The sequence below is a fragment of the Reinekea sp. G2M2-21 genome (genome assembly GCF_015687175.1).
Taxonomy (GTDB): Bacteria; Pseudomonadota; Gammaproteobacteria; order Pseudomonadales; family Natronospirillaceae; genus Reinekea.
Genome location: NZ_JADPQG010000012.1, coordinates 1 through 17,931, shown reverse-complemented (window position 1 = coordinate 17,931; position 17,931 = coordinate 1). Strand labels below are relative to the sequence as shown.

At 50.8% G+C, this 17,931-nt stretch carries 21 protein-coding genes; 13 read left to right on the top strand and 8 right to left on the bottom strand.

From position 1 onward, the window contains the following. The first annotated feature begins 52 nt into the window (after positions 1-52). The 4 genes from IYN85_RS24735 to IYN85_RS24720 are packed head-to-tail and all read left to right on the top strand — an operon-like array spanning position 53 to position 3,944. Entirely contained in the window at positions 53-1,063 is a 1,011-nt protein-coding gene (locus IYN85_RS24735) for an ABC transporter permease subunit (RefSeq protein ID WP_196161660.1), read from the top strand. A gap of 8 nt (positions 1,064-1,071) precedes the next feature. Continuing rightward, positions 1,072-1,962 carry a dipeptide ABC transporter permease DppC gene (gene dppC, locus IYN85_RS24730; protein WP_196161659.1) on the top strand — a complete coding sequence of 297 codons (891 nt, stop codon included), beginning with the start codon at positions 1,072-1,074 and terminating at the stop codon, positions 1,960-1,962. Positions 1,963-1,971: 9 nt separating this feature from the next. Continuing rightward, positions 1,972-2,949, top strand: a complete 978-nt coding sequence (gene dppD / locus IYN85_RS24725) for a dipeptide ABC transporter ATP-binding protein (RefSeq protein WP_196161658.1) — start codon at positions 1,972-1,974, stop codon at positions 2,947-2,949. Beyond that, entirely contained in the window at positions 2,949-3,944 is a 996-nt protein-coding gene (locus tag IYN85_RS24720; protein WP_196161657.1) for a dipeptide ABC transporter ATP-binding protein, read from the top strand. The genes dppD and IYN85_RS24720 overlap by 1 nt, the downstream gene beginning before the upstream one ends. 102 nt (positions 3,945-4,046) lie before the next feature. Here IYN85_RS24720 and nusB read toward each other — a convergent pair whose 3' ends face one another. The 5 genes from nusB to nrdR all read right to left on the bottom strand — a co-directional run bounded on the left by nusB (position 4,047) and on the right by nrdR (position 7,794). Next, the gene (gene nusB / locus IYN85_RS24715) at positions 4,047-4,496 is read right to left on the bottom strand and encodes a transcription antitermination factor NusB (protein WP_196161656.1); all 450 of its coding nucleotides are present in this window, start codon (positions 4,494-4,496) and stop codon (positions 4,047-4,049) included. Beyond that, entirely contained in the window at positions 4,493-4,981 is a 489-nt protein-coding gene (gene ribE, locus IYN85_RS24710; protein ID WP_196161655.1) for a 6,7-dimethyl-8-ribityllumazine synthase, read from the bottom strand. The genes nusB and ribE overlap by 4 nt, the downstream gene beginning before the upstream one ends. Before the next feature lie 70 nt (positions 4,982-5,051). Further along, entirely contained in the window at positions 5,052-6,164 is a 1,113-nt protein-coding gene (gene ribBA, locus IYN85_RS24705) for a bifunctional 3,4-dihydroxy-2-butanone-4-phosphate synthase/GTP cyclohydrolase II (RefSeq protein WP_196161654.1), read from the bottom strand. A gap of 76 nt (positions 6,165-6,240) precedes the next feature. Beyond that, positions 6,241-7,335, bottom strand: coding sequence for a bifunctional diaminohydroxyphosphoribosylaminopyrimidine deaminase/5-amino-6-(5-phosphoribosylamino)uracil reductase RibD (gene ribD / locus IYN85_RS24700; RefSeq protein WP_370592246.1), 1,095 nt, complete (start codon positions 7,333-7,335; stop codon positions 6,241-6,243). Between the two features lie 3 nt (positions 7,336-7,338). Beyond that, a complete protein-coding gene (gene nrdR / locus IYN85_RS24695) occupies positions 7,339-7,794 on the bottom strand; it encodes a transcriptional regulator NrdR (protein WP_196161653.1) in 456 nt (151 codons plus the stop codon). Positions 7,795-8,401: 607 nt separating this feature from the next. Between nrdR and IYN85_RS24690 the strand changes: the two genes are divergently transcribed. After that, positions 8,402-9,283 carry a hypothetical protein gene (locus IYN85_RS24690; RefSeq protein WP_196161652.1) on the top strand — a complete coding sequence of 294 codons (882 nt, stop codon included), beginning with the start codon at positions 8,402-8,404 and terminating at the stop codon, positions 9,281-9,283. Between the two features lie 9 nt (positions 9,284-9,292). Here the strand turns inward: IYN85_RS24690 and IYN85_RS24685 are convergent, their stop codons facing one another. Beyond that, the gene (locus tag IYN85_RS24685; protein ID WP_196161651.1) at positions 9,293-10,678 is read right to left on the bottom strand and encodes an L-serine ammonia-lyase; all 1,386 of its coding nucleotides are present in this window, start codon (positions 10,676-10,678) and stop codon (positions 9,293-9,295) included. 239 nt (positions 10,679-10,917) lie between these two features. Between IYN85_RS24685 and IYN85_RS24680 the strand changes: the two genes are divergently transcribed. The 6 genes from IYN85_RS24680 (at position 10,918) to IYN85_RS24655 (ending at position 15,190) form a co-directional block, all read left to right on the top strand. Beyond that, positions 10,918-11,880 carry a carbohydrate kinase gene (locus IYN85_RS24680; RefSeq protein WP_196161650.1) on the top strand — a complete coding sequence of 321 codons (963 nt, stop codon included), beginning with the start codon at positions 10,918-10,920 and terminating at the stop codon, positions 11,878-11,880. After that, positions 11,873-12,316 (top strand): GNAT family N-acetyltransferase, encoded by a 444-nt coding sequence (locus IYN85_RS24675; protein ID WP_196161649.1) that lies wholly within the window; start codon positions 11,873-11,875, stop codon positions 12,314-12,316. The genes IYN85_RS24680 and IYN85_RS24675 overlap by 8 nt, the downstream gene beginning before the upstream one ends. Before the next feature lie 2 nt (positions 12,317-12,318). Beyond that, positions 12,319-12,774, top strand: coding sequence for a GNAT family N-acetyltransferase (locus IYN85_RS24670; RefSeq protein WP_196161648.1), 456 nt, complete (start codon positions 12,319-12,321; stop codon positions 12,772-12,774). 135 nt (positions 12,775-12,909) lie between these two features. Further along, a complete protein-coding gene (locus IYN85_RS24665; RefSeq protein ID WP_196161647.1) occupies positions 12,910-13,779 on the top strand; it encodes an ABC transporter ATP-binding protein in 870 nt (289 codons plus the stop codon). Next, positions 13,776-14,477 (top strand): hypothetical protein, encoded by a 702-nt coding sequence (locus IYN85_RS24660; RefSeq protein ID WP_196161646.1) that lies wholly within the window; start codon positions 13,776-13,778, stop codon positions 14,475-14,477. Before IYN85_RS24665 ends, IYN85_RS24660 begins: the two co-directional genes overlap by 4 nt. Continuing rightward, the gene (locus IYN85_RS24655) at positions 14,477-15,190 is read left to right on the top strand and encodes a hypothetical protein (protein WP_196161645.1); all 714 of its coding nucleotides are present in this window, start codon (positions 14,477-14,479) and stop codon (positions 15,188-15,190) included. Before IYN85_RS24660 ends, IYN85_RS24655 begins: the two co-directional genes overlap by 1 nt. 76 nt (positions 15,191-15,266) lie before the next feature. On the opposite strand, the gene IYN85_RS24650 is transcribed toward IYN85_RS24655, so the two are convergent. Further along, complete coding sequence (locus IYN85_RS24650) at positions 15,267-16,124, bottom strand: endo alpha-1,4 polygalactosaminidase (RefSeq protein ID WP_196161644.1); 858 nt, start codon at positions 16,122-16,124, stop codon at positions 15,267-15,269. A 56-nt stretch (positions 16,125-16,180) separates the two neighbouring features. On the opposite strand from IYN85_RS24650, the gene IYN85_RS24645 reads away from it, so the two are divergent. Together IYN85_RS24645 and IYN85_RS24640 are read left to right on the top strand one after the other, a co-directional pair. Next, the gene (locus IYN85_RS24645) at positions 16,181-16,450 is read left to right on the top strand and encodes an RNA-binding protein (protein ID WP_196161643.1); all 270 of its coding nucleotides are present in this window, start codon (positions 16,181-16,183) and stop codon (positions 16,448-16,450) included. After that, entirely contained in the window at positions 16,440-16,694 is a 255-nt protein-coding gene (locus IYN85_RS24640; RefSeq protein ID WP_196161642.1) for a VF530 family DNA-binding protein, read from the top strand. Before IYN85_RS24645 ends, IYN85_RS24640 begins: the two co-directional genes overlap by 11 nt. Here the strand turns inward: IYN85_RS24640 and IYN85_RS24635 are convergent. Then, a complete protein-coding gene (locus tag IYN85_RS24635) occupies positions 16,681-17,421 on the bottom strand; it encodes a hypothetical protein (protein WP_196161641.1) in 741 nt (246 codons plus the stop codon). The genes IYN85_RS24640 and IYN85_RS24635 overlap by 14 nt on opposite strands. Between the last annotated feature and the right edge of the window lie 510 nt (positions 17,422-17,931).

Here is a 17,931-nt window from a genome sequence, read left to right as displayed (position 1 = left end):
GCGCTAGTTTCCCCTCATTCCCATTAATTTAGCTCGTTATTCAGGTAGTCCGATGTTTCAATTTTTTATACGTCGTTTGGGCATGGTGATCCCAACCTTTATTGGCGTTTCATTACTGACGTTTTCACTTATTCATTTAATTCCTGGCGATCCCGTCACCGTTATGGGCGGCGAACGCGGGTTTTCCGAAGAACAACGGCAGGAAATAGAAGCCCTGCTGGGTTTAGACAAACCCCTATGGCAACAGTACATCCGCTATGTGGGTAATGTCGTACAGGGTGACCTGGGCACCTCCTTTATTACCCGTGAACCGGTTATGGACGAGTTTTTAACCCTGTTTCCGGCCACTATCGAATTATCCTTTTTTGCTGCGCTGTTTGCGTTCTGCGTCGGGTTACCTCTCGGCATCATCGCCGCGGTAAAACGAGGCAGTTTCTTTGACCATACCGTGATGACTATTTCACTGGCCGGGTATTCGATGCCCATTTTCTGGTGGGGTTTGTTGCTGATTCTGTTCATGTCTATTCAACTCGACATCACACCCGTTGCCGGTCGACTAGACGTGCTCTATTGGGTCGATGAAGTGACAGGTTTTATGATTATCGACGCTTGGTTGTCCGGTGAGGAAGGCGCCGTTCGCTCTGCACTGTCCCATCTGTTTTTACCTTCCATTGTATTAGGCACCATTCCCATGGCCGTGATTGCCCGAATGACACGTTCTTCCATGCTGGAAGTACTGGGCGAAGATTACATACGAACAGCACGTGCAAAGGGCTTGTCGAAGTTCCGGGTGGTCATGAAACATGGTTTGCGCAATGCCTTGATTCCGGTAGTCACCGTGATTGGTTTGCAAGTCGGTACACTATTGAGCGGAGCGATTTTAACGGAAACCATTTTTGCCTGGCCCGGTATCGGCAAATGGTTAATCGAAGCCATTGGTCGCCGCGACTACCCGGTTGTTCAAGGTGGTTTATTGATTATTGCGACCATCATTATCATCGTGAATTTATTGGTTGACCTGACCTACGGCATCATTAATCCACGTGTTCGTCACAGCAAATAGGAGGCGATATGACACAGTCAAATATTACTGTTCAAGGGCCTCGCACCCCTTTGAATGAATTCTGGTTCTACTTCAAACAGAACCGTGGTGCCGTTATCGGGCTTGCTTATGTGAGCTTCATTGTCCTGTTGGCGGTGTTGGCAGACGTTTTAGCCCCGCACTCCCCAACCGATCAATTCCGGGAATTCATTTTGACCCCACCGGCCTTTTCCGAAGGTGGTTCATCCCAATTCCTGTTGGGCACAGACGGCGTCGGCCGGGATATTCTGTCTCGCTTGATGCACGGCGCGCGACTGTCACTGCTCATTGGTTTGTTTATTGTCAGCATTTCACTGATTATGGGTATCAGCCTTGGCTTATTTGCAGGCTATTTTGGTGGGTTCCTGGATACGGCCATTATGCGTATCAGTGACATTTTGCAATCCCTGCCTGCACTGCTGTTAGCCATTGGTATTGTCGCTGTGCTCGGTCCCAGTATTGTCAATGCGGGACTGGCGTTAAGCCTGGTTTACCTGCCTCATTACATTCGACTCACCCGAGCCTCCGTGTTGGCAGAAAAAAACCGTGACTACGTGATCTCTTCGCGAGTTGCCGGGGCTCGCTCAATGCGTTTGATGTTTATTACCATTCTACCGAACTGCCTGGCACCACTGATCGTGCAGGCCACACTCGGATTCTCCAATGCCATTCTGGACATGGCCGCCCTGGGCTTTTTGGGCCTAGGTGCACAACCGCCATTGCCGGAGTGGGGCACGATGCTCGCCACCGCAAAAGAGTTTATCCAGAGCGCATGGTGGGTTGTCACCTTCCCTGGCTTAATGATTTTAACCACGGTGCTGGCGTTCAACTTAATGGGCGACGGCTTGCGTGACGCGCTTGACCCGAAACTGAAGCAATAGGAGACTGATGTGAGTTTATTATCTGTAAAAAATCTGTCGGTCACCTTTGGCACCGGCGAAAACCCGTTCCGCGCAGTTGATCGTTTGAGTTACGACGTCAACGCCGGTGAAGTTCTCGGTATTGTCGGTGAGTCTGGCTCGGGAAAATCCGTCAGTTCTCTGGCTCTGATGGGGTTGATCGATTTCCCCGGCAAAGTCATGGCCGACACACTCGATTTTGAAGGCAACAAACTGCTGGAAATGAGCGATAAAGCACGCCGAAAAATTACCGGTGACGACATCGCCATGATCTTTCAGGACCCGATGACGGCCCTGAATCCATGTTTTACGGTAGGCAACCAGATCATGGAAGCCATTGAAGTGCATCAGGGTGGCAGCCGCAAAGAACGAAAAGCCAAGGCGATAGATCTGCTTCGTCAGGTTGGTATTCCGGCACCGGAAGAGCGCATTAATGTGTATCCACATCAGCTATCCGGTGGTATGAGCCAACGCGTGATGATTGCGATGGCGATCGCCTGTGACCCGAAACTGCTGATCGCCGACGAGCCAACTACGGCCTTGGACGTGACCATTCAGGCGCAAATCATCGACTTGCTACTCGACCTGCAAAAACAGAAAAACATGGGCCTGATATTGATCACCCATGATTTGGCGTTAGTTTCCGAAGCTGCTGATCGAGTTGTGGTTATGTACGCGGGTCAGGTTGTGGAAACCGGTCCCGCTGCCGAAATTTTTGCCAACCCGCAACATCCCTACACCGAAGCGCTAATGAAAAGTTTGCCGGAATCGGCTGCAGGTAAAGAACGTTTGGATGCGTTGGCTGGTGTGGTGCCGGGTGCGAACGACCGACCGAACGGCTGCTTGCTGAACCCGCGTTGCCCTTACGTGATGGATAAATGCCGAGAGCAGGAGCCTGAACTCATTGCCACCGACAGCCACGCTGTGCGCTGCTTTAAACCGCTGTTGAAACAGGAGGATGCAGCCTGATGACTGCACAGGAAAAAAATATCGTATTGCGCGGTGAAGGTCTTAAACAACATTACGAAGTCAGCCAGGGCTTTCTGAAACCCAAAGGTATTGTAAAAGCGGTTGATGGTGTGAGCTTCGAAGTAGCGGCGGGTAAAACACTGGCCGTGGTGGGTGAATCCGGCTGTGGTAAATCGACCTTAGCGCGCCAGCTGACCATGATTGAAACCCCCACCGCAGGCTCCATTGAATTCAATGGAAAGAACTTGCTTGCCTTAACCGGCGATGCAAAAAAAGAAGCCCGCCAACGGATACAGATCATTTTCCAGAACCCTTATGGCTCGTTGAATCCACGGAAAAAAGTCGGCCATATTTTGGAAGAACCGTTGGTTATTAACAGCGAAATGACACCACCAGACCGAAAAGAACGTGCGTTGTATCTACTCGAAAAGGTCGGTCTAAAAGCGGAACATTATGACCGATACCCACACATGTTTTCCGGCGGGCAACGTCAACGTATTGCCATCGCCCGCGGTTTGATGATGAATCCAAAAGTGGTGGTTGCCGACGAGCCCGTGTCCGCACTCGATGTGTCTGTGCAGGCGCAGGTATTGAATCTGATGATGGACATTCAGAAGGAATTTGGTCTGGCATACATCTTCATCTCACACGATTTATCCGTTGTGGAACACATCGCGGATGAGGTGTTGGTGATGTATTTGGGGCGTGTAGTGGAGCAAGGACCGACGGAGCAGATCTTCAAAAATCCTAAGCATCCCTATACTCGCGCACTGTTGTCGTCGACCCCGAGAATCAAACCGGAACAGCGCATCGAAAAAATTCGCTTACCGGGTGAACTCCCGTCGCCGATGAATCCGCCATTGGGATGCGCTTTTCACGGCCGCTGCAAGTACGCCAATGATCAATGCCGACATATTACACCGGAGTTGATCGCAAAAGAGGACGGTTCAAAAATCCGCTGTTTTGCCTACGAAGAAGGCCGGTTGGACTATTGATGATTCCGCGTTGACAAAAAAATCCCGCTGTTGCGGGATTTTTTTTGGCGAAGATTCAGACTTTAAACTGCAGTTCTTACCAGTAAAGTGTCGATTACCCGCTTATTTTTTTACGGCTTTGACTTCCGGCATACGCAATTCTTGCGCAAGTTTGTCCAAGACACCGTTGACGTACTTATGGGCTTCATTGGCACCAAAAATCTTCGACAACTCGACGCCTTCGTTAATAATAACTTTGTAAGGCACATCGATTCGGTGAATCAATTCATAGGTCCCCATACGCAGTATGGCCAACTCGACCGGCGTCATTTCTTTCGGGCTTCGGTCTGTATGCTTGGCAATGTGCTCATCTAATACGCTTTTAGACGCGGGTACGCCACGCAGTACTTCAGAAAAATACTCGCGGTCAACCTTGGTCATGTCGTTATCGACCAAAAATTCAGCTTCAATCTGCGTGATCGGTGACTCTGCGATATGCCATTGATACAGCGCCTGTAACGCCAGCTTACGCGCTTTACGACGCTGCGTCGGATTGGGTTTATTCATGGTCATTCGGATTTGCCCCCATTACCGATGTTACCCAACAGGTTAACCATTTCCAATGCCACTTCAGCGGCTTCTGCGCCCTTGTTGCCTGCTTTAGTGCCACTGCGCTCAATGGCCTGTTCGATAGAATCGACGGTCAGTACACCGAAGATAACCGGAATGTCCATCGTCAAGGCAACACTGTTTAAACCACCCGCGGCTTCTCCGGCTACATAATCGAAGTGCGGTGTACCACCACGAATCACAGCACCCAAGGCCACAATCGCGTCATAGTCACCCGAGTCAGCCAAACGTTGACACACCAGCGGTAATTCATAAGCACCTGGTGCTTTGACAAGGGTAATCTGATCATCAGAAATGCCATGACGTTTTAACGCATCGATTGCGCCGCTTTGAAGGTGGTCAACCACAAAACTGTTCCAACGGGTGACCACAATTGCGTAGCGGCCGTTATTGGCGGAAAAATCACCTTCAATCGTTTTAATAGTCATTTGCTTTCCTATTGTCTGAGTCTTAACCCTGCGGACAGGGCTGAAAAATAATTAGGCTTTGTTAGCGGTTTCAAGGTTCCACGAACTCGACCACTTCCAGGTCGAAACCGGATATCCCACCAAACCGAGTGGGCGAACTGAGTAAGCGCATTTTGCCGACGCCGAGATCACGCAGGATCTGAGAACCGGTACCGATGGTGTTGTAGGTTCCGTATTTGTCGACATTTGGGTTTTTCGGTTGTTTTTTGCGGCCACTTAACAAGCATAGCTCGGTTTCGACATCTATCGACTCCTGCACGTCCAGCAGTACGACCACGCCAGCGCCTTCTTCGGCGACCTTCGCCATGGCTTTATCTAGTGTCCAGCTGTTACGCCCCGGCACTTCTACGCCCAACAGGTCTTTCAATGTTGAAGTCACGTGTACCCGCACCAGCGTTGGTTCGCTTTCCTTAAACGGTGCGCCTTTGGTCAATGCCAAATGCGTGCCGCCGGTAATACTGTCGTGATAGGCACGCACTTCAAATTCGCCTGCCTTAGTGTGCAGTGTTGGCGCTTCAATTTCATTAATGGTGCGCTCATTCAGAATTCGGTAGTGAATAAGGTCAGCAATAGTGCCGATCTTCAGGTCGTGCTCTTTGGCGAACACTTGCAGATCAGGCAACCGGGCCATTGTGCCGTCTTCGTTCATGATTTCGACAATGGCGGCGGCAGGGATTAAACCAGCCATACGGGCCAGATCGCACCCTGCTTCGGTGTGACCAGCACGGCTAAGCACACCACCAGGCTGCGCTCGTAACGGAAATATATGCCCAGGCTGCACGATATCATCCGGGCTGGACTTAGGGTCCACCGCCACACGAATCGTCCGTGCACGATCCGCAGCGGAAATACCGGTGGTAACGCCTTCGCTGGCTTCAATAGACACCGTAAAAGGTGTGCCGTGGGAAGCTTGGTTGGCGTGTACCATGGGAGGCAAGCCCAAAAAATCACAGCGTTCACCGGTCAGAGTTAAGCAAATCAGACCGCGTGCTTTGGAGGCCATGAAGTTGATGATTTCCGGCGTCACCTTTTCGGCTGCGACGATTAAATCACCTTCATTTTCACGATCTTCATCATCCAGCAGGATGACCATTTTACCTTGACGGATGTCTTCGATGATTTCTTCAGTCGTATTCAGCGACACAGGCACACTCTCTATGGTTGCAATGAGTTTAGCTATTCTGGAAACAGCAGGGATTATGTAGGCAAAGCCACCAAAATCAAGCGTTTACGGCCAATATCCAACGAATATCCTGGCCAATAAAGCGGACATCCTGCGCTTTCAGTTCAATCGCCTCATTCAGCGCGCTTAAATTGAAGCCTAACAGCGGTCGGGTATTGGCGCCCAAAAACTTGGCCGCCTGATACAGAATAAATCGATTGACCAGACCCGATGCTGCGAAAGCTCCCGCCAACGTCGCACCGGCTTCGACCCAGAGATGGTTAAAACTCTGTGTGCCCGCCCAGTCCGCGAAAGCATGCAGATCGATACCATTGCCTTTCAGCGGTAACGCCTGCGTCAGGAATCCATGCTGTTGGTAGGCCTGAATTCGCTCAGCTGCCAATGCCGGGTCGTGAATCAGTATGGTGTCTCCAACGCTCTGGGTGATATCTGCATCTACAGGGGTACGACCAGATGGATCTAAAATTATGCGCACAGGTTGACGGGAGCAGTCTGGCAACCGGACATTCAGTTTTGGATTGTCCGCGAGCACCGTCCCCACGCCGGTAACGATCGCACAACTGCGGGCACGCCATTGCTGGACATCGGCTCGCGCTTCCGGCCCCGTAATCCATTGGCTCTCGCCATTGGCAAGAGCCGTAGCCCCATCCAGGCTGGAAGCCATTTTAACGGTGATAAAAGGCCGCCCCGTACGCATGCGTTGCAGAAACCCTCGGTTCAGGGCCTCGGCATCGGCTTCTAAAATACCTGCCGATGTAGTAATACCTGCGGCTCGCAACTTTGCGAGGCCTTTACCTGCGACCAGAGGGTTAGGGTCTGCCATGGCACAGACTACCCGGGCGACGCCTGCGGCAATTAAGGCATCAGCACAAGGAGGCGTTTTACCAAAATGACTACAGGGTTCCAACGTGACGTAAGCCGTTGCTCCCTTCGCGGCGTTTCCAGCCTCCGCCAGAGCATGTACTTCGGCGTGGGGAGTACCGGCTTTTTTATGATAGCCCTCCCCCACTAATTGATTGTTATTAACAATAACACAGCCAACATTGGGGTTTGGCGTTGTGGTGGTTTCCCCCAAGCGCGCCAACTGCAGAGCGCGGGCCATCCAGAATTCATCGCTGTATTCAGCCGTCACGAATCAGTCATCCTTTTCCAGACGGTCAATTTCACTGCGGAACTCATTCAAGTCTTTGAAACTGCGATAAACCGACGCAAAGCGCACATACGCAACCTGATCCAGTTGCTTGAGCTCTTCCATGACATACTCACCCAGCTTACGGGAATCCAGCTCTCGCTCACCTGTTGCCCGCAAAGCTTGCTTTACCCGCGTTATGGCCGCTTCTATATCATCAACGGAAACCGGGCGCTTCTCCAGAGCTCGCTGCAAGCCGGCTCTGAGCTTCACTTCATCAAACGGTTCCCGGTTGCCGTTTTGTTTGATGACTCTCGGCATCACCAGTTCAGCGGTTTCATAGGTGGTGAAACGCTCACCGCAGGCGTTACATTCCCGGCGACGGCGTACCTGTTCTCCTTCCGCCACCAGGCGGGAGTCAATGACTTTGGTGTCTTGAGCGTTACAGAAAGGACAATGCATGAGTATTTCCAGCAATACGAACTGCGCAGCAGTGTACTGTCAAACCCGGAAAATTGGAAAACCGTGATCGAATTTACGCCTGAAAAAAGCCTTTCTTGTGCCTTAAAAGAGCTTGACATTCGCAAGGCTCGGTAAAAATAGCGGTCTTAGATGAATCGGTTATACACATACTCAGATCTATTCGATTATCAAGTAGTAAAACAACATTTTTCTGAAATATTTTCCTTGATAATCAGCTAACACCCTGATTTATAAGGCTTTCAGCGAAGTCGGTTAGAAAGTGGGCAAAACCGAATAATGCAGGATACCTGTGGCATGGCGCAATCTACACAAAGGCTACCCCCAAAGTTATCCACAGCTTCTGTGGATGCCTGAGGGCTAGTCAGAGGCATGCAAGCCGACTGACAAGATGTGACCATTCAGCCACCGGTTAAAATTCGAAATGGCAAGCTTTTTCCGCGGGAAAACTGATCTGGCTCAGTCAAAAAGTGCCGTAAAAGGTCAGGTTAGCGAAAACCTTTTCGTTCAAAAGCTAGACCCTGTTCAATTTTTCCGCACCGATTATCTCTACAATAAGCACTCCTCAGTCAGTTGTATTAGTTTAGTCATGAGCAAATTAGTCATTGCAAACGCATTCGCGATTCCGCTTGCCTTAATCGCACTGTCAGCCTGCGGCCCTGAATCGAACTCTCGCTATGGTGATAAATTCTGGGACCCACAAGATACTTGGGATGAAGCCGCGGTGGTCTCTCAACCAGAAATGTCGATCGTTTACCGAGATGTTGGCGATGACCCTGACGAATGGGAAGGCTATGTGTCGGTGGATTTTTCCGACATCATCTTGCGCTATGAAGAGCCAGAAACCCCGGTAGGGTTGCTCTCATACCGAGTCGGTACAATGGATAAGGCCACGGTTACAAACTTTGTTCAAGCCGGTTCAACCGATGCCGACTCTAAGTTCTTTTATGACAGTACTGGCATGGCGGATTACCGTTTGAAACTGACCCAACCAGAGAATTACACCTTCTATCTCGACTTTGCAGTTCGCCAACCTAACGGCACACTAAGAACCTACAATTTCAGCTGGTCTGATATCGTACTGCCCGGTCCGGTGTTGCGCGATGATTATTGGGCCAACCGGATAAACGCACTGGTTGTTGATAATTGCGTATCCTGTCATGGCGGCAACAACGCGGATGCCAGCGCGGAATTCAACATGAACAACAACAGTGTCGCCAACTTGCGCACTTCATTCATAGCAGAAATCGACAACCCCACTGATGGGAAAGCGCTGCCCAGCTATCCTTTCAGTTCCGATCACTTTGGGGTTGGCGCAGCCTCGGCCATTGTGGATGAACAGCGCGATGATTTTAATGAATTCGTGAACACGCTGTTGGCACTTAAAGCGGATGGACAGACGATCACCAACAACATCGTTCTGAAAACCGTCGCAACCCCGACCTTGATGGAAAACGACCCTTACGAGTAAGGAACGCCTTCAGCACACCACGACATTCACTGCGAGACCGCCTTGGGCGGTCTCTTTGTATTTACTGACCATGTCTTCTCCGGTCTGGCGCATGGTTTCAATGCATTCGTCCAGTGAGACACAATGATCGCCAGGTTCATTAATCGCCATACGCGCTGCCTGTATCGCTTTTACGGCACCAAAGGCGTTACGTTCAATGCATGGCACCTGCACCAGGCCCGCGATAGGGTCGCAGGTCATGCCCAAATGATGCTCCATGGCGATTTCAGCGGCATGTTCAACCTGCTCCGGATTACCGCCCATAACGGCGGCCATACCCGCTGCGGCCATGGAACTGGCAACCCCAATTTCACCCTGGCAACCCATTTCCGCAGCCGATATAGAGGCGTTACGCTTATACAACCAACCGATCGCAGCACAGGTCAACAAAAAGGTACTGAGCCAATCTTCTGCCATACCTTCATGATGGTGTTCCAGATGCGCCATAACAGCGGGAATGACCCCTGCTGATCCGTTGGTCGGCGCGGTCACCACCCGTCCACCGGAGGCGTTTTCTTCATTTACGGCCAGCGCATAAACAGACACCCAATCGAGTGTCAGCAAATCATCTTTCAGGGTTCTTGCCCGTAATGATTTCGCCATCCGGCTGGCACGACGTTGAACACGAATGCCGCCCGGCAACGGACCTTCGGCAGCCATTCCGCGTTGCATGCATTGTTGCATGGCAGAGCAGATATCCCGTACCCAATCCTCCACGGCGTCCATGGAACCCTGCAGCCGACTCTCATTGCGCGCCACAATGTCGGCAATAGACAGGTTTTGCGCCAGACAATGGGCAATCAATTCTTCAGCATTGGCAAACGGGAACTCACGTAGATCTGGGAATTCTTGCAACAAATCACGCTGCGCGGAATTTTTGGCCAACTCGCTAGCGATGGCACCGCCACCCACGGAATACCAAGTCTGCGCAGCGAGTTCGATGCCATTGCTGTCCAGTGCGCAGAAACGCATGCCATTGGGGTGCTCGGGTAAAAACACATCGCCCAAAAAGCGAATGCATTCATCGACATTAAAACGAATGTGATGATCACCGGCGAGCAACAGCGTACTCTCGGCCTGGGTCACTCGGAATTGCCGTTCGGCTTCATCGGGGTCGATGGTGGCCGCGTCGAATCCAGCCAGCCCCAGAATCACGGCCTTGTCGGTTGCATGCCCGACACCGGTTAACGCCAACGAGCCATAAAGATTAACCCGGACATGCGTCACCTGGTTCAGCAAGCCCTGCTGCACTAGATGTTCAACAAATTTTCCGGCGGCACGCATCGGCCCTAGCGTATGAGAAGAGGAAGGACCAATACCGACTTTAAATAAATCCAAAACAGAAAAAGGTTGCACGTTGAATTCGCCATCCGTAAATGAGAACCACTAAGGTTGCCCAGCTAAGTCCGCTTCGCAACCTTCGCACGGCATAAATGATAGAAAACAGGTGGTCAGTTTCATTTACATGCTGTAAAACGCAGCGTTGATGGGCTGCGGTTGGAGCTAAGCAGTCTTGTCGATTCCATCTGGGCAAGTTTGCCCGAGCTGACTAAACTGCCCCGAAGAGCGTTTTTAACTATTTATTTGGAGGCCTCATGGCGGCTGTAACCTGTTTTGGCGAAGCATTAATCGATTTTCTGAATACCGGACATCAATCGGAAGGTCCCTTAAACATTCCCGATTTCCGACAGTTTCCCGGCGGCGCGCCCGCTAACGTTGCCGTTGCCATTGCCAAGCTTGGTGGGGATGCACGCTTTGCCGGTCAGGTCGGCGATGACACGTTCGGACATTTTCTAAAATCTTCACTGGAAGCGTACGAAGTCAATACAGACAACATGCAGATGCACCCGACGGCAAAAACAGCGTTGGCGTTTGTATTTTTGGATGACGATGGCGAACGCTCGTTTGAGTTTTTCCGCGAGCAAACAGCCGATGTCTTATTGTCGGAGCTGGACGTAAAAGACAAGTGGTTTATGGGAGCGGACATATTCCATTTTTGCTCCAACACCTTAACCGAACCCAATATAGCGAAAACCACTATGGCGGCCCTGGCCAAAGCCAAAAAACAGGGTTGCCTGGTGAGTTTTGACATTAACCTTCGTCATAACCTGTGGCCGAAAGGCAAGGCAGATATTAAGACCGTGACCGATTGTTTTGCCTCGGTTGACCTGATTAAAGTCTCGAAAGAAGAACTTGATTATCTGGAACCTGCCGGTGAACAGGCGTTTGTTAAGGCGGCTATTGAAGCGGGTGTGACTACCGTTCTGATCACCGACGGAGGCAACCCGATTAAAGTACTCGCCAAAGGTGTGTTCTCTGAAATCACACCACCGGTGACCAAGGTCGTCGATACCACCGCCGCCGGCGACGCCTTCACCGGTGGTTTTCTGTTTGCCCTGTCGGAACAAAGCGACATCCGCAGAGCCATTACCGATCAGAAAACTCTGGAAGAAATGGCCTTGTTCGCCAGTAAATGCGGTGCCTTTACTGTGGCTCGTCAGGGCGCATTCACCGCGTTGCCCAGTCTGGATGATCTGGAAGAACAAGCCGATGCCTGAGCTGACGACTCTTGTTTCCACCACAGAAGATGAACCCCGGCGCGAAAAACTGAACGCGTTATTTCGCGCCTATAACGACGAAAAATCCGTTTGGCACAAAGACATTCGTGCCACCAGGGGAGATCCTTTTGATGTGTACCTGGAGGACGAGAACGGCGAGTTAGTTGCCGGACTGTACGGTGAAAGCTATTGGCAATCGATGGAGATTGATCGCCTTTGGGTACACGAGGAATACCGCCATCAGGGTTTGGGTTCACAATTGCTAGGCAAGGCCATCGAGCACGCACAGACGAAACAGTGCCGGTTTATGCACTTAACCACTTTTAGTTTTCAGGCGCCGGATTTTTATCAGAAGCATGGTTTTAACGTGGTCGGGCAATTGTTGGATCTGCCACCGGGCTTCGCAAAATATTGGCTGCGTAAAGATCTGGAGTGAGTATGACGTCACCTTTGAATCTGGTGGTTGAACATCAGGCAGACGATGACAAACGTGATTTTATCTTAAAACAGGTACGCCAGTTCAACGATGAACAATCGACCTGGCATCAGGCGATTCGTGCAGAAGGTGGCCTGCCTTTGGACATTTATGCGGTTAAAGACGATCAACTCATCGGCGGCCTGATCAGCGAAACGTTCTGGGGTTGGCTGGCACTGGACTACCTGTGGGTAGCGCCTGTTCATCGTCGCAATGGGCTGGGCAGTCTGTTAGTGATGGAAGCTGAAACCCTGGCATTAGAGCGGCAGTGCAAGTGGGTGAAAGTGTCTACATTCAGTTTTCAGGCACCGGACTTTTATCACAAGCTCGGTTATGAAACGGTCGGCAAACTGATCGACTACCCGCCGGGTGAAACCATGCACTGGCTGCGCAAGAATCTTGCGAGTGAGCTGCGCTGAAGAGCCTGCGTGCGTTCACCGGCTTAACTGACGATGCACCACACCCGTCATGACACCTGTCATGACTTTCCCTTAGAAGGTTCCCAGAGCAACAGCCAACTCCTATGATGCGACTTCAGTTTGCTGGAGCCGATCATGATTCACGTCGACCAACTTTATTATCGCTATCCAGGCCAACACCACGACACTCTCAAGGGGCTCAGTTTTCAGGTCGCTCCGGGGGAAATGTTTGGTTTTCTCGGCCCCAGTGGTTCTGGAAAAAGTACCACGCAAAAGTTACTGATCGGTTTGTTGCACGGGCATCGCGGCAACGCACAGCTGTTTAATAAAGACATCGCACAGTGGCGCGCAGACATTTATCGCCGCATTGGTGTCGGTTTCGAACTGCCCAACCACTACAGCAAATTAACCGCGCTGGAAAACATGCATTTGTTTGCCAGTCTTTACGGTCTTTCAAAATCGCAAGCGACACCGCGTATTCAACAGCTGTTGGCAGACACCGGACTCAGTGATCAGGCACACCTGCGCACTGAGGAATTCTCCAAAGGCATGAAAATGCGTCTGAATTTTGCACGGGCGCTGTTGCCGAACCCCGACCTGTTATTCTTAGATGAACCCACATCCGGCCTTGACCCGGTGAACGCATCAAACATCCGAAACATGATTCGCCAGCACAAAGAACAGGGAAAAACGATCTTTCTGACCACTCATAATATGTACGACGCCGATGAGTTATGTGACCGGGTAGCGTTTATGGTCGATGGCGAATTGAAGAAAATTGATGCGCCTCGCCAAATGAAAAAACAGTTTGGTGAATCAACGGTTACCCTGGAACAGCGCAACGATGCCGGCCAACTTATTAGCGCCGACTTTCCGCTGCAACAGCTGGCCGATAACCCTGCGTTTTTGCAGCAGCTTGCGCGTTACCCGGTTGAAACACTGCATTCAAAAGAAGCGAGTTTGGAAGACGTATTTATAAAGGTCACCGGAGCACAACTGACATGAACAGTTTCGCGCTACTGTTGCTGACCGAATTTAAATTTCAATGGCGGCATGGTTTTGTTGCCGCTGCGATTATTGTGACCTTGATCTGGGCAGCATTATTGAGTTTGTTACCCGCAGAGCAGCGTCCTTTTTGGTTCTCTATTGTGGCGAGTATCGACGTCTCAGCAATTGGCTTACTGTTTGGTTATGGCTTGGGTATGTTAGACGGCAGTCAACACATATCACCCGCGTTACGTTTAACGCCCATCCGCAGTATCTGGTTGGCCTTGAGTCGTTTAATTGCATTGTCCGCACTGACCATTCTGACACTGAGCTTGCTGGCGGTTGTAATCATGCCTCTGCAACAAGCATTCGCGCTCTTCCCCGGCATTGTGCTGTGCGCCTTTTTTTTCAGTTCCGTCGGCATTACAGCCGCAAGGCGCCTGGCAAGTATCAATCAGTTTTTAATATTCTTTGCCCTGTCCGGTATGGTTTGGGCTGTGCCTATCCTCTATTTGGCAGGACTGCTCGAATCTCCCATCTGGGTTATGCTGCCATCCGGGGGCGCCACCGCACTGCTTAAATTTGGTGTGGAAAACACCCCGCTTGTGATGGGCGTGATAGCCTGCCTTGTTCAACTGTTGTGGACTGTAGTCTGCGTCTATTTCGGCGAGCGTTGGGCAGCGGTTAACTATGAACATCGCTTCGGAGGTCATTAATGATTGCGCTGATATTAAAAGCGGAACAACGTCGAATTATGAGTGACGCCTTTCTGCTGCTGATTCTGCTGTTAACGCCGCTGATTGCGATTCTGGTCAAGGTCTATTGGCCGGTACTGGATGCGACATTTCCAAACTGGCATATGGAACGGTTCACCACGGTCACCTCGATTTTCATCGCGTTGCTAACGCCGATGATGCTCGGCCTGGTGTTGGGTTTCAATCTGTTGACGGATCGCGAACAGGGCATGCTCACTGTCGTTCGTACCACACCGGCAGGGTTGCCTCAATACTTGCTGATCCGCTCATCAGGCTATCTGCTGCTGTCGTTGATCATAACGCCGGTTCTGCACGAGTTACTTGGCTTTGTGGAGCTGGCTTGGTGGCAGCTGGCCGCGATCACGGTAGCGGCGCTGGTGCTACTGCCCTTTTCCGCGTTATTGCTGTTGAGTTTTGCCCATAACCTGGTGGAAGGTTTCGCCATTATGAAAGGCACGGGGTTTCTGATTAGCGTCCCTGTCATTCTGGCCTTATTTGTACCCGCGCCCTGGTACTGGCTCGCGGCACCGCTACCCACCTGGTGGACTTTATGGGGTTACATAGAATTAGCCAACCAAAACCTGATGGGTCTGGTTTGGCTGGCCTTGGGCATGGTGATGCAAATCGGTTTGTCCGCTTGGCTATGGCGCCGCCTAATGCGCGCAACCAATTGACAACAGGATTTTTAATACTTTTGCCAGTGATTATTTTCCAGAGCGCAAGACAGCCACTTTGAAACCACCGCCGACGTTACAGGCAGCTGTGGCGAAAACTGTCATCCAGGTTCAGCGGCAATATCAGTGTACTGAACTGACGCTGGTTTGCAGCGTTACATAAATTGGCTCTGGCGTTGGTGTCGTTCACCCATAGCGACTTGTATTCGGCATTCAACACTGGCTTACCGGACTCGATGAATGGCGTTAAGGTATCGCACTCGTCGTACTCAAAGCATTGTTCATTGACAGCAAAGTCGAAATAACTGACCAGTTCGGCAATTTGATCAAGGTCGTTCTTCAACCCTACCGCCAAACCGAGTGAATGTGCCTTATTCGCAACAAAGCGGTTGAACGCGAGCTGATCGGTCGCGGTGAGAGAGAATCCGGAATCGTTTTGGTAGGCATCCATATTATCCGGCTCGACACCATCGCACCCTTTCGTTTGGGCCAATTGCAGCCGGGATTCGATCACGGCCTGAACCGCCTCGGTGCGGATATCCCACCAACGCTCATCCGCCCAACCATCAAGCGTCTCACCCAGCGTCGACTCTGACAGATCAGAGACATCTTCGCGCCATTGTTCATAACTGCCTGCAGAGAAATAGCAAATTACCCAACGCCCTTGTGCTTGTAATTGCTGAATCTGTGCGGTTGAGGTATCAAAAAGATCAACATCGTACAGATCAACAGAGTAGGCAGTGTTCAATGAGCCGGTCAGTTGCCAATGCCAGGTGCTTTGTAGTGCAGGCTTTGACCATTGCCCCTGTGTTATCGGGGCAACATCGGCGCTTAAATTCATGCTGGGCTCTTCCAGCGTTGCGCAGGAGAGCAAAAAAGCAGTAAAACAAATGGTGGTAATAAGGCTATACTGTGACCGAGATTTAACCGTCATGATGAGTCCTTTCAGGCAACTGGCGTTCATACATGTTTTAACGCACAGGTCATTTAATGAAAATACTGATCCGCAATATCAATCGCGACACTACGGAAGAGGCACTGCGTGACCTTTTCGAAGCTTACGGCGCCGTTCAATACTGCACACTGATTATGGATGCCGAAACCGGCAAGCACAAAGGCTTTGGTTTTGTCGAAATGCCAAAAGCCGGTGACGCAAAGGCCGCGATTGTCAGTTTAAACAACACGCATCTCGACGGTTCCGTTCTGCGAGTCAAACGCGCCATACCAAAAGAGTTAGATACGTCGAACAATGACGAATGATCCATTACATGGCGTAACCCTGAAAGCGCTGGTCACCGAACTCGTCGACTTCTATGGCTTTGAGCAATTGGGCCAGCACATCAATATCCGCTGTTTTACGCACGACCCGAGTATTAACTCCAGTTTAAAAGTTTTGCGCAAAACACCGTGGGCCCGAGCCAAAGTAGAAGCTTTCTATATTGAACACCAGGCTCGTGCTGCGACCAACCCTTGGCTGAGTAACACGACGGCTAAGGGCAAGTGAAGTCAGCGTCCATCCGGTACAGCATTTCTATGACTCGCAAATGCTCCGACGAATTCGGTTGCCACTTGCGACCATCGGAATGACTGTAATTGCCGCCATTCGCTTCTGGCATCGTGTCAAAATTCGCTGCAGCGTGTGCAACGTAATAAAGATCTGAACTGTTCTGAATTTTGTCCCAGGTCTTCAACGCTGCAAAAGATGAATTATCCGGAACATCCGTATGGCAGCCGGTACAACCGTTAAAACTGCTTTGTACATTTGCAGCGAACCAGTTTTCATTTGCACCGGAACACTGATTTCCAACATTTACCGTGATGGCACGTTTTTCACTAACACCCTCTTTGGTCAGGGTGAGCTCTATTTCGTTGTCTCCGGCCTGTCCCAGAGTCACGTAGGTCAGCCGATAATTATCGTTTGTGTCCTGCCCGGAAAAGGGACCCGTCACAATGGCTGTCGCAGGCATATTGCCACCTTCCAACAACTCTCCGTTCAAACGCAATTCATACTGCGAAGCCACCGCACCTCGCATGGTTACGCGTACTGCAAGCGGGAAATCGCCATCTGGCGTACCACCTTTAAGCACGTTTAGCGAGGTGATTAGCTCACCGGCTTCCTGCTCATTATCGTCCGTGGCATCGGTTTTATCGTTGGTCACATCACCAGGGTCTACTTCCACGAAACAACCCTGAAGCAGCAAAGCCAACAATAAAATACTAAACCGAGTCATTCCAAACCCTCAAACAGACACAAATATTGCCATTATTGTCCTTAAACCAGACGTTATGTTCTGTGGCTTGCCGCTCAATTATGTACTGACCGTTTTCACGTTTTAGCACCTAAAACCGATAAATGTGACGTGGTGTGTCACTCTATCCCGATAAAACCGAACCGTGACGCGCTGTTGATTCTTCATTTACGACACAGGTTTCAGTTTTTTACCACTGCGCAGTGAGACACCTATCGCAAAACGACCGTTCACCTTTTGAAATTTCCCGACGAAACCGTAAAAATGGCGCGCTGTGCCAACGTGACAGTGGAAAAGCACTCTCTGACCGATGTTCACCTCGTTGATAAAACAAGGCGATCATCACGGCACCGACATACAAAGCAATATTAGGAAGGTATTGCGCGAACACTTTCAGTAAGGGAATCGAATGCACGAGACCGCCATAGTTCGTTGCCGCGTGGCCGCGGAATTTTTACCCGTTTTGCACTTCACCGGTCACGAAAAACTCAA

Bases quoted from the DNA above. Each gene is read 5' to 3' on its own strand.
- IYN85_RS24675 (WP_196161649.1), top strand. From the start codon at position 11,873: ATGCCTGAGCTGACGACTCTTGTTTCCACCACAGAAGATGAACCCCGG.
- ribE (WP_196161655.1), bottom strand. From the start codon at position 4,981: ATGACTATTAAAACGATTGAAGGTGATTTTTCCGCCAATAACGGCCGC.
- IYN85_RS24660 (WP_196161646.1), top strand. From the start codon at position 13,776: ATGAACAGTTTCGCGCTACTGTTGCTGACCGAATTTAAATTTCAATGG.
- nrdR (WP_196161653.1), bottom strand. From the start codon at position 7,794: ATGCATTGTCCTTTCTGTAACGCTCAAGACACCAAAGTCATTGACTCC.
- IYN85_RS24655 (WP_196161645.1), top strand. From the start codon at position 14,477: ATGATTGCGCTGATATTAAAAGCGGAACAACGTCGAATTATGAGTGAC.
- IYN85_RS24665 (WP_196161647.1), top strand. From the start codon at position 12,910: ATGATTCACGTCGACCAACTTTATTATCGCTATCCAGGCCAACACCAC.
- IYN85_RS24735 (WP_196161660.1), top strand. From the start codon at position 53: ATGTTTCAATTTTTTATACGTCGTTTGGGCATGGTGATCCCAACCTTT.
- IYN85_RS24680 (WP_196161650.1), top strand. From the start codon at position 10,918: ATGGCGGCTGTAACCTGTTTTGGCGAAGCATTAATCGATTTTCTGAAT.
- IYN85_RS24645 (WP_196161643.1), top strand. From the start codon at position 16,181: ATGAAAATACTGATCCGCAATATCAATCGCGACACTACGGAAGAGGCA.
- IYN85_RS24670 (WP_196161648.1), top strand. From the start codon at position 12,319: ATGACGTCACCTTTGAATCTGGTGGTTGAACATCAGGCAGACGATGAC.
- IYN85_RS24635 (WP_196161641.1), bottom strand. From the start codon at position 17,421: ATGACTCGGTTTAGTATTTTATTGTTGGCTTTGCTGCTTCAGGGTTGT.
- IYN85_RS24650 (WP_196161644.1), bottom strand. From the start codon at position 16,124: ATGACGGTTAAATCTCGGTCACAGTATAGCCTTATTACCACCATTTGT.
- IYN85_RS24690 (WP_196161652.1), top strand. From the start codon at position 8,402: ATGAGCAAATTAGTCATTGCAAACGCATTCGCGATTCCGCTTGCCTTA.
- IYN85_RS24640 (WP_196161642.1), top strand. From the start codon at position 16,440: ATGACGAATGATCCATTACATGGCGTAACCCTGAAAGCGCTGGTCACC.
- nusB (WP_196161656.1), bottom strand. From the start codon at position 4,496: ATGACCATGAATAAACCCAATCCGACGCAGCGTCGTAAAGCGCGTAAG.
- dppC (WP_196161659.1), top strand. From the start codon at position 1,072: ATGACACAGTCAAATATTACTGTTCAAGGGCCTCGCACCCCTTTGAAT.
- IYN85_RS24720 (WP_196161657.1), top strand. From the start codon at position 2,949: ATGACTGCACAGGAAAAAAATATCGTATTGCGCGGTGAAGGTCTTAAA.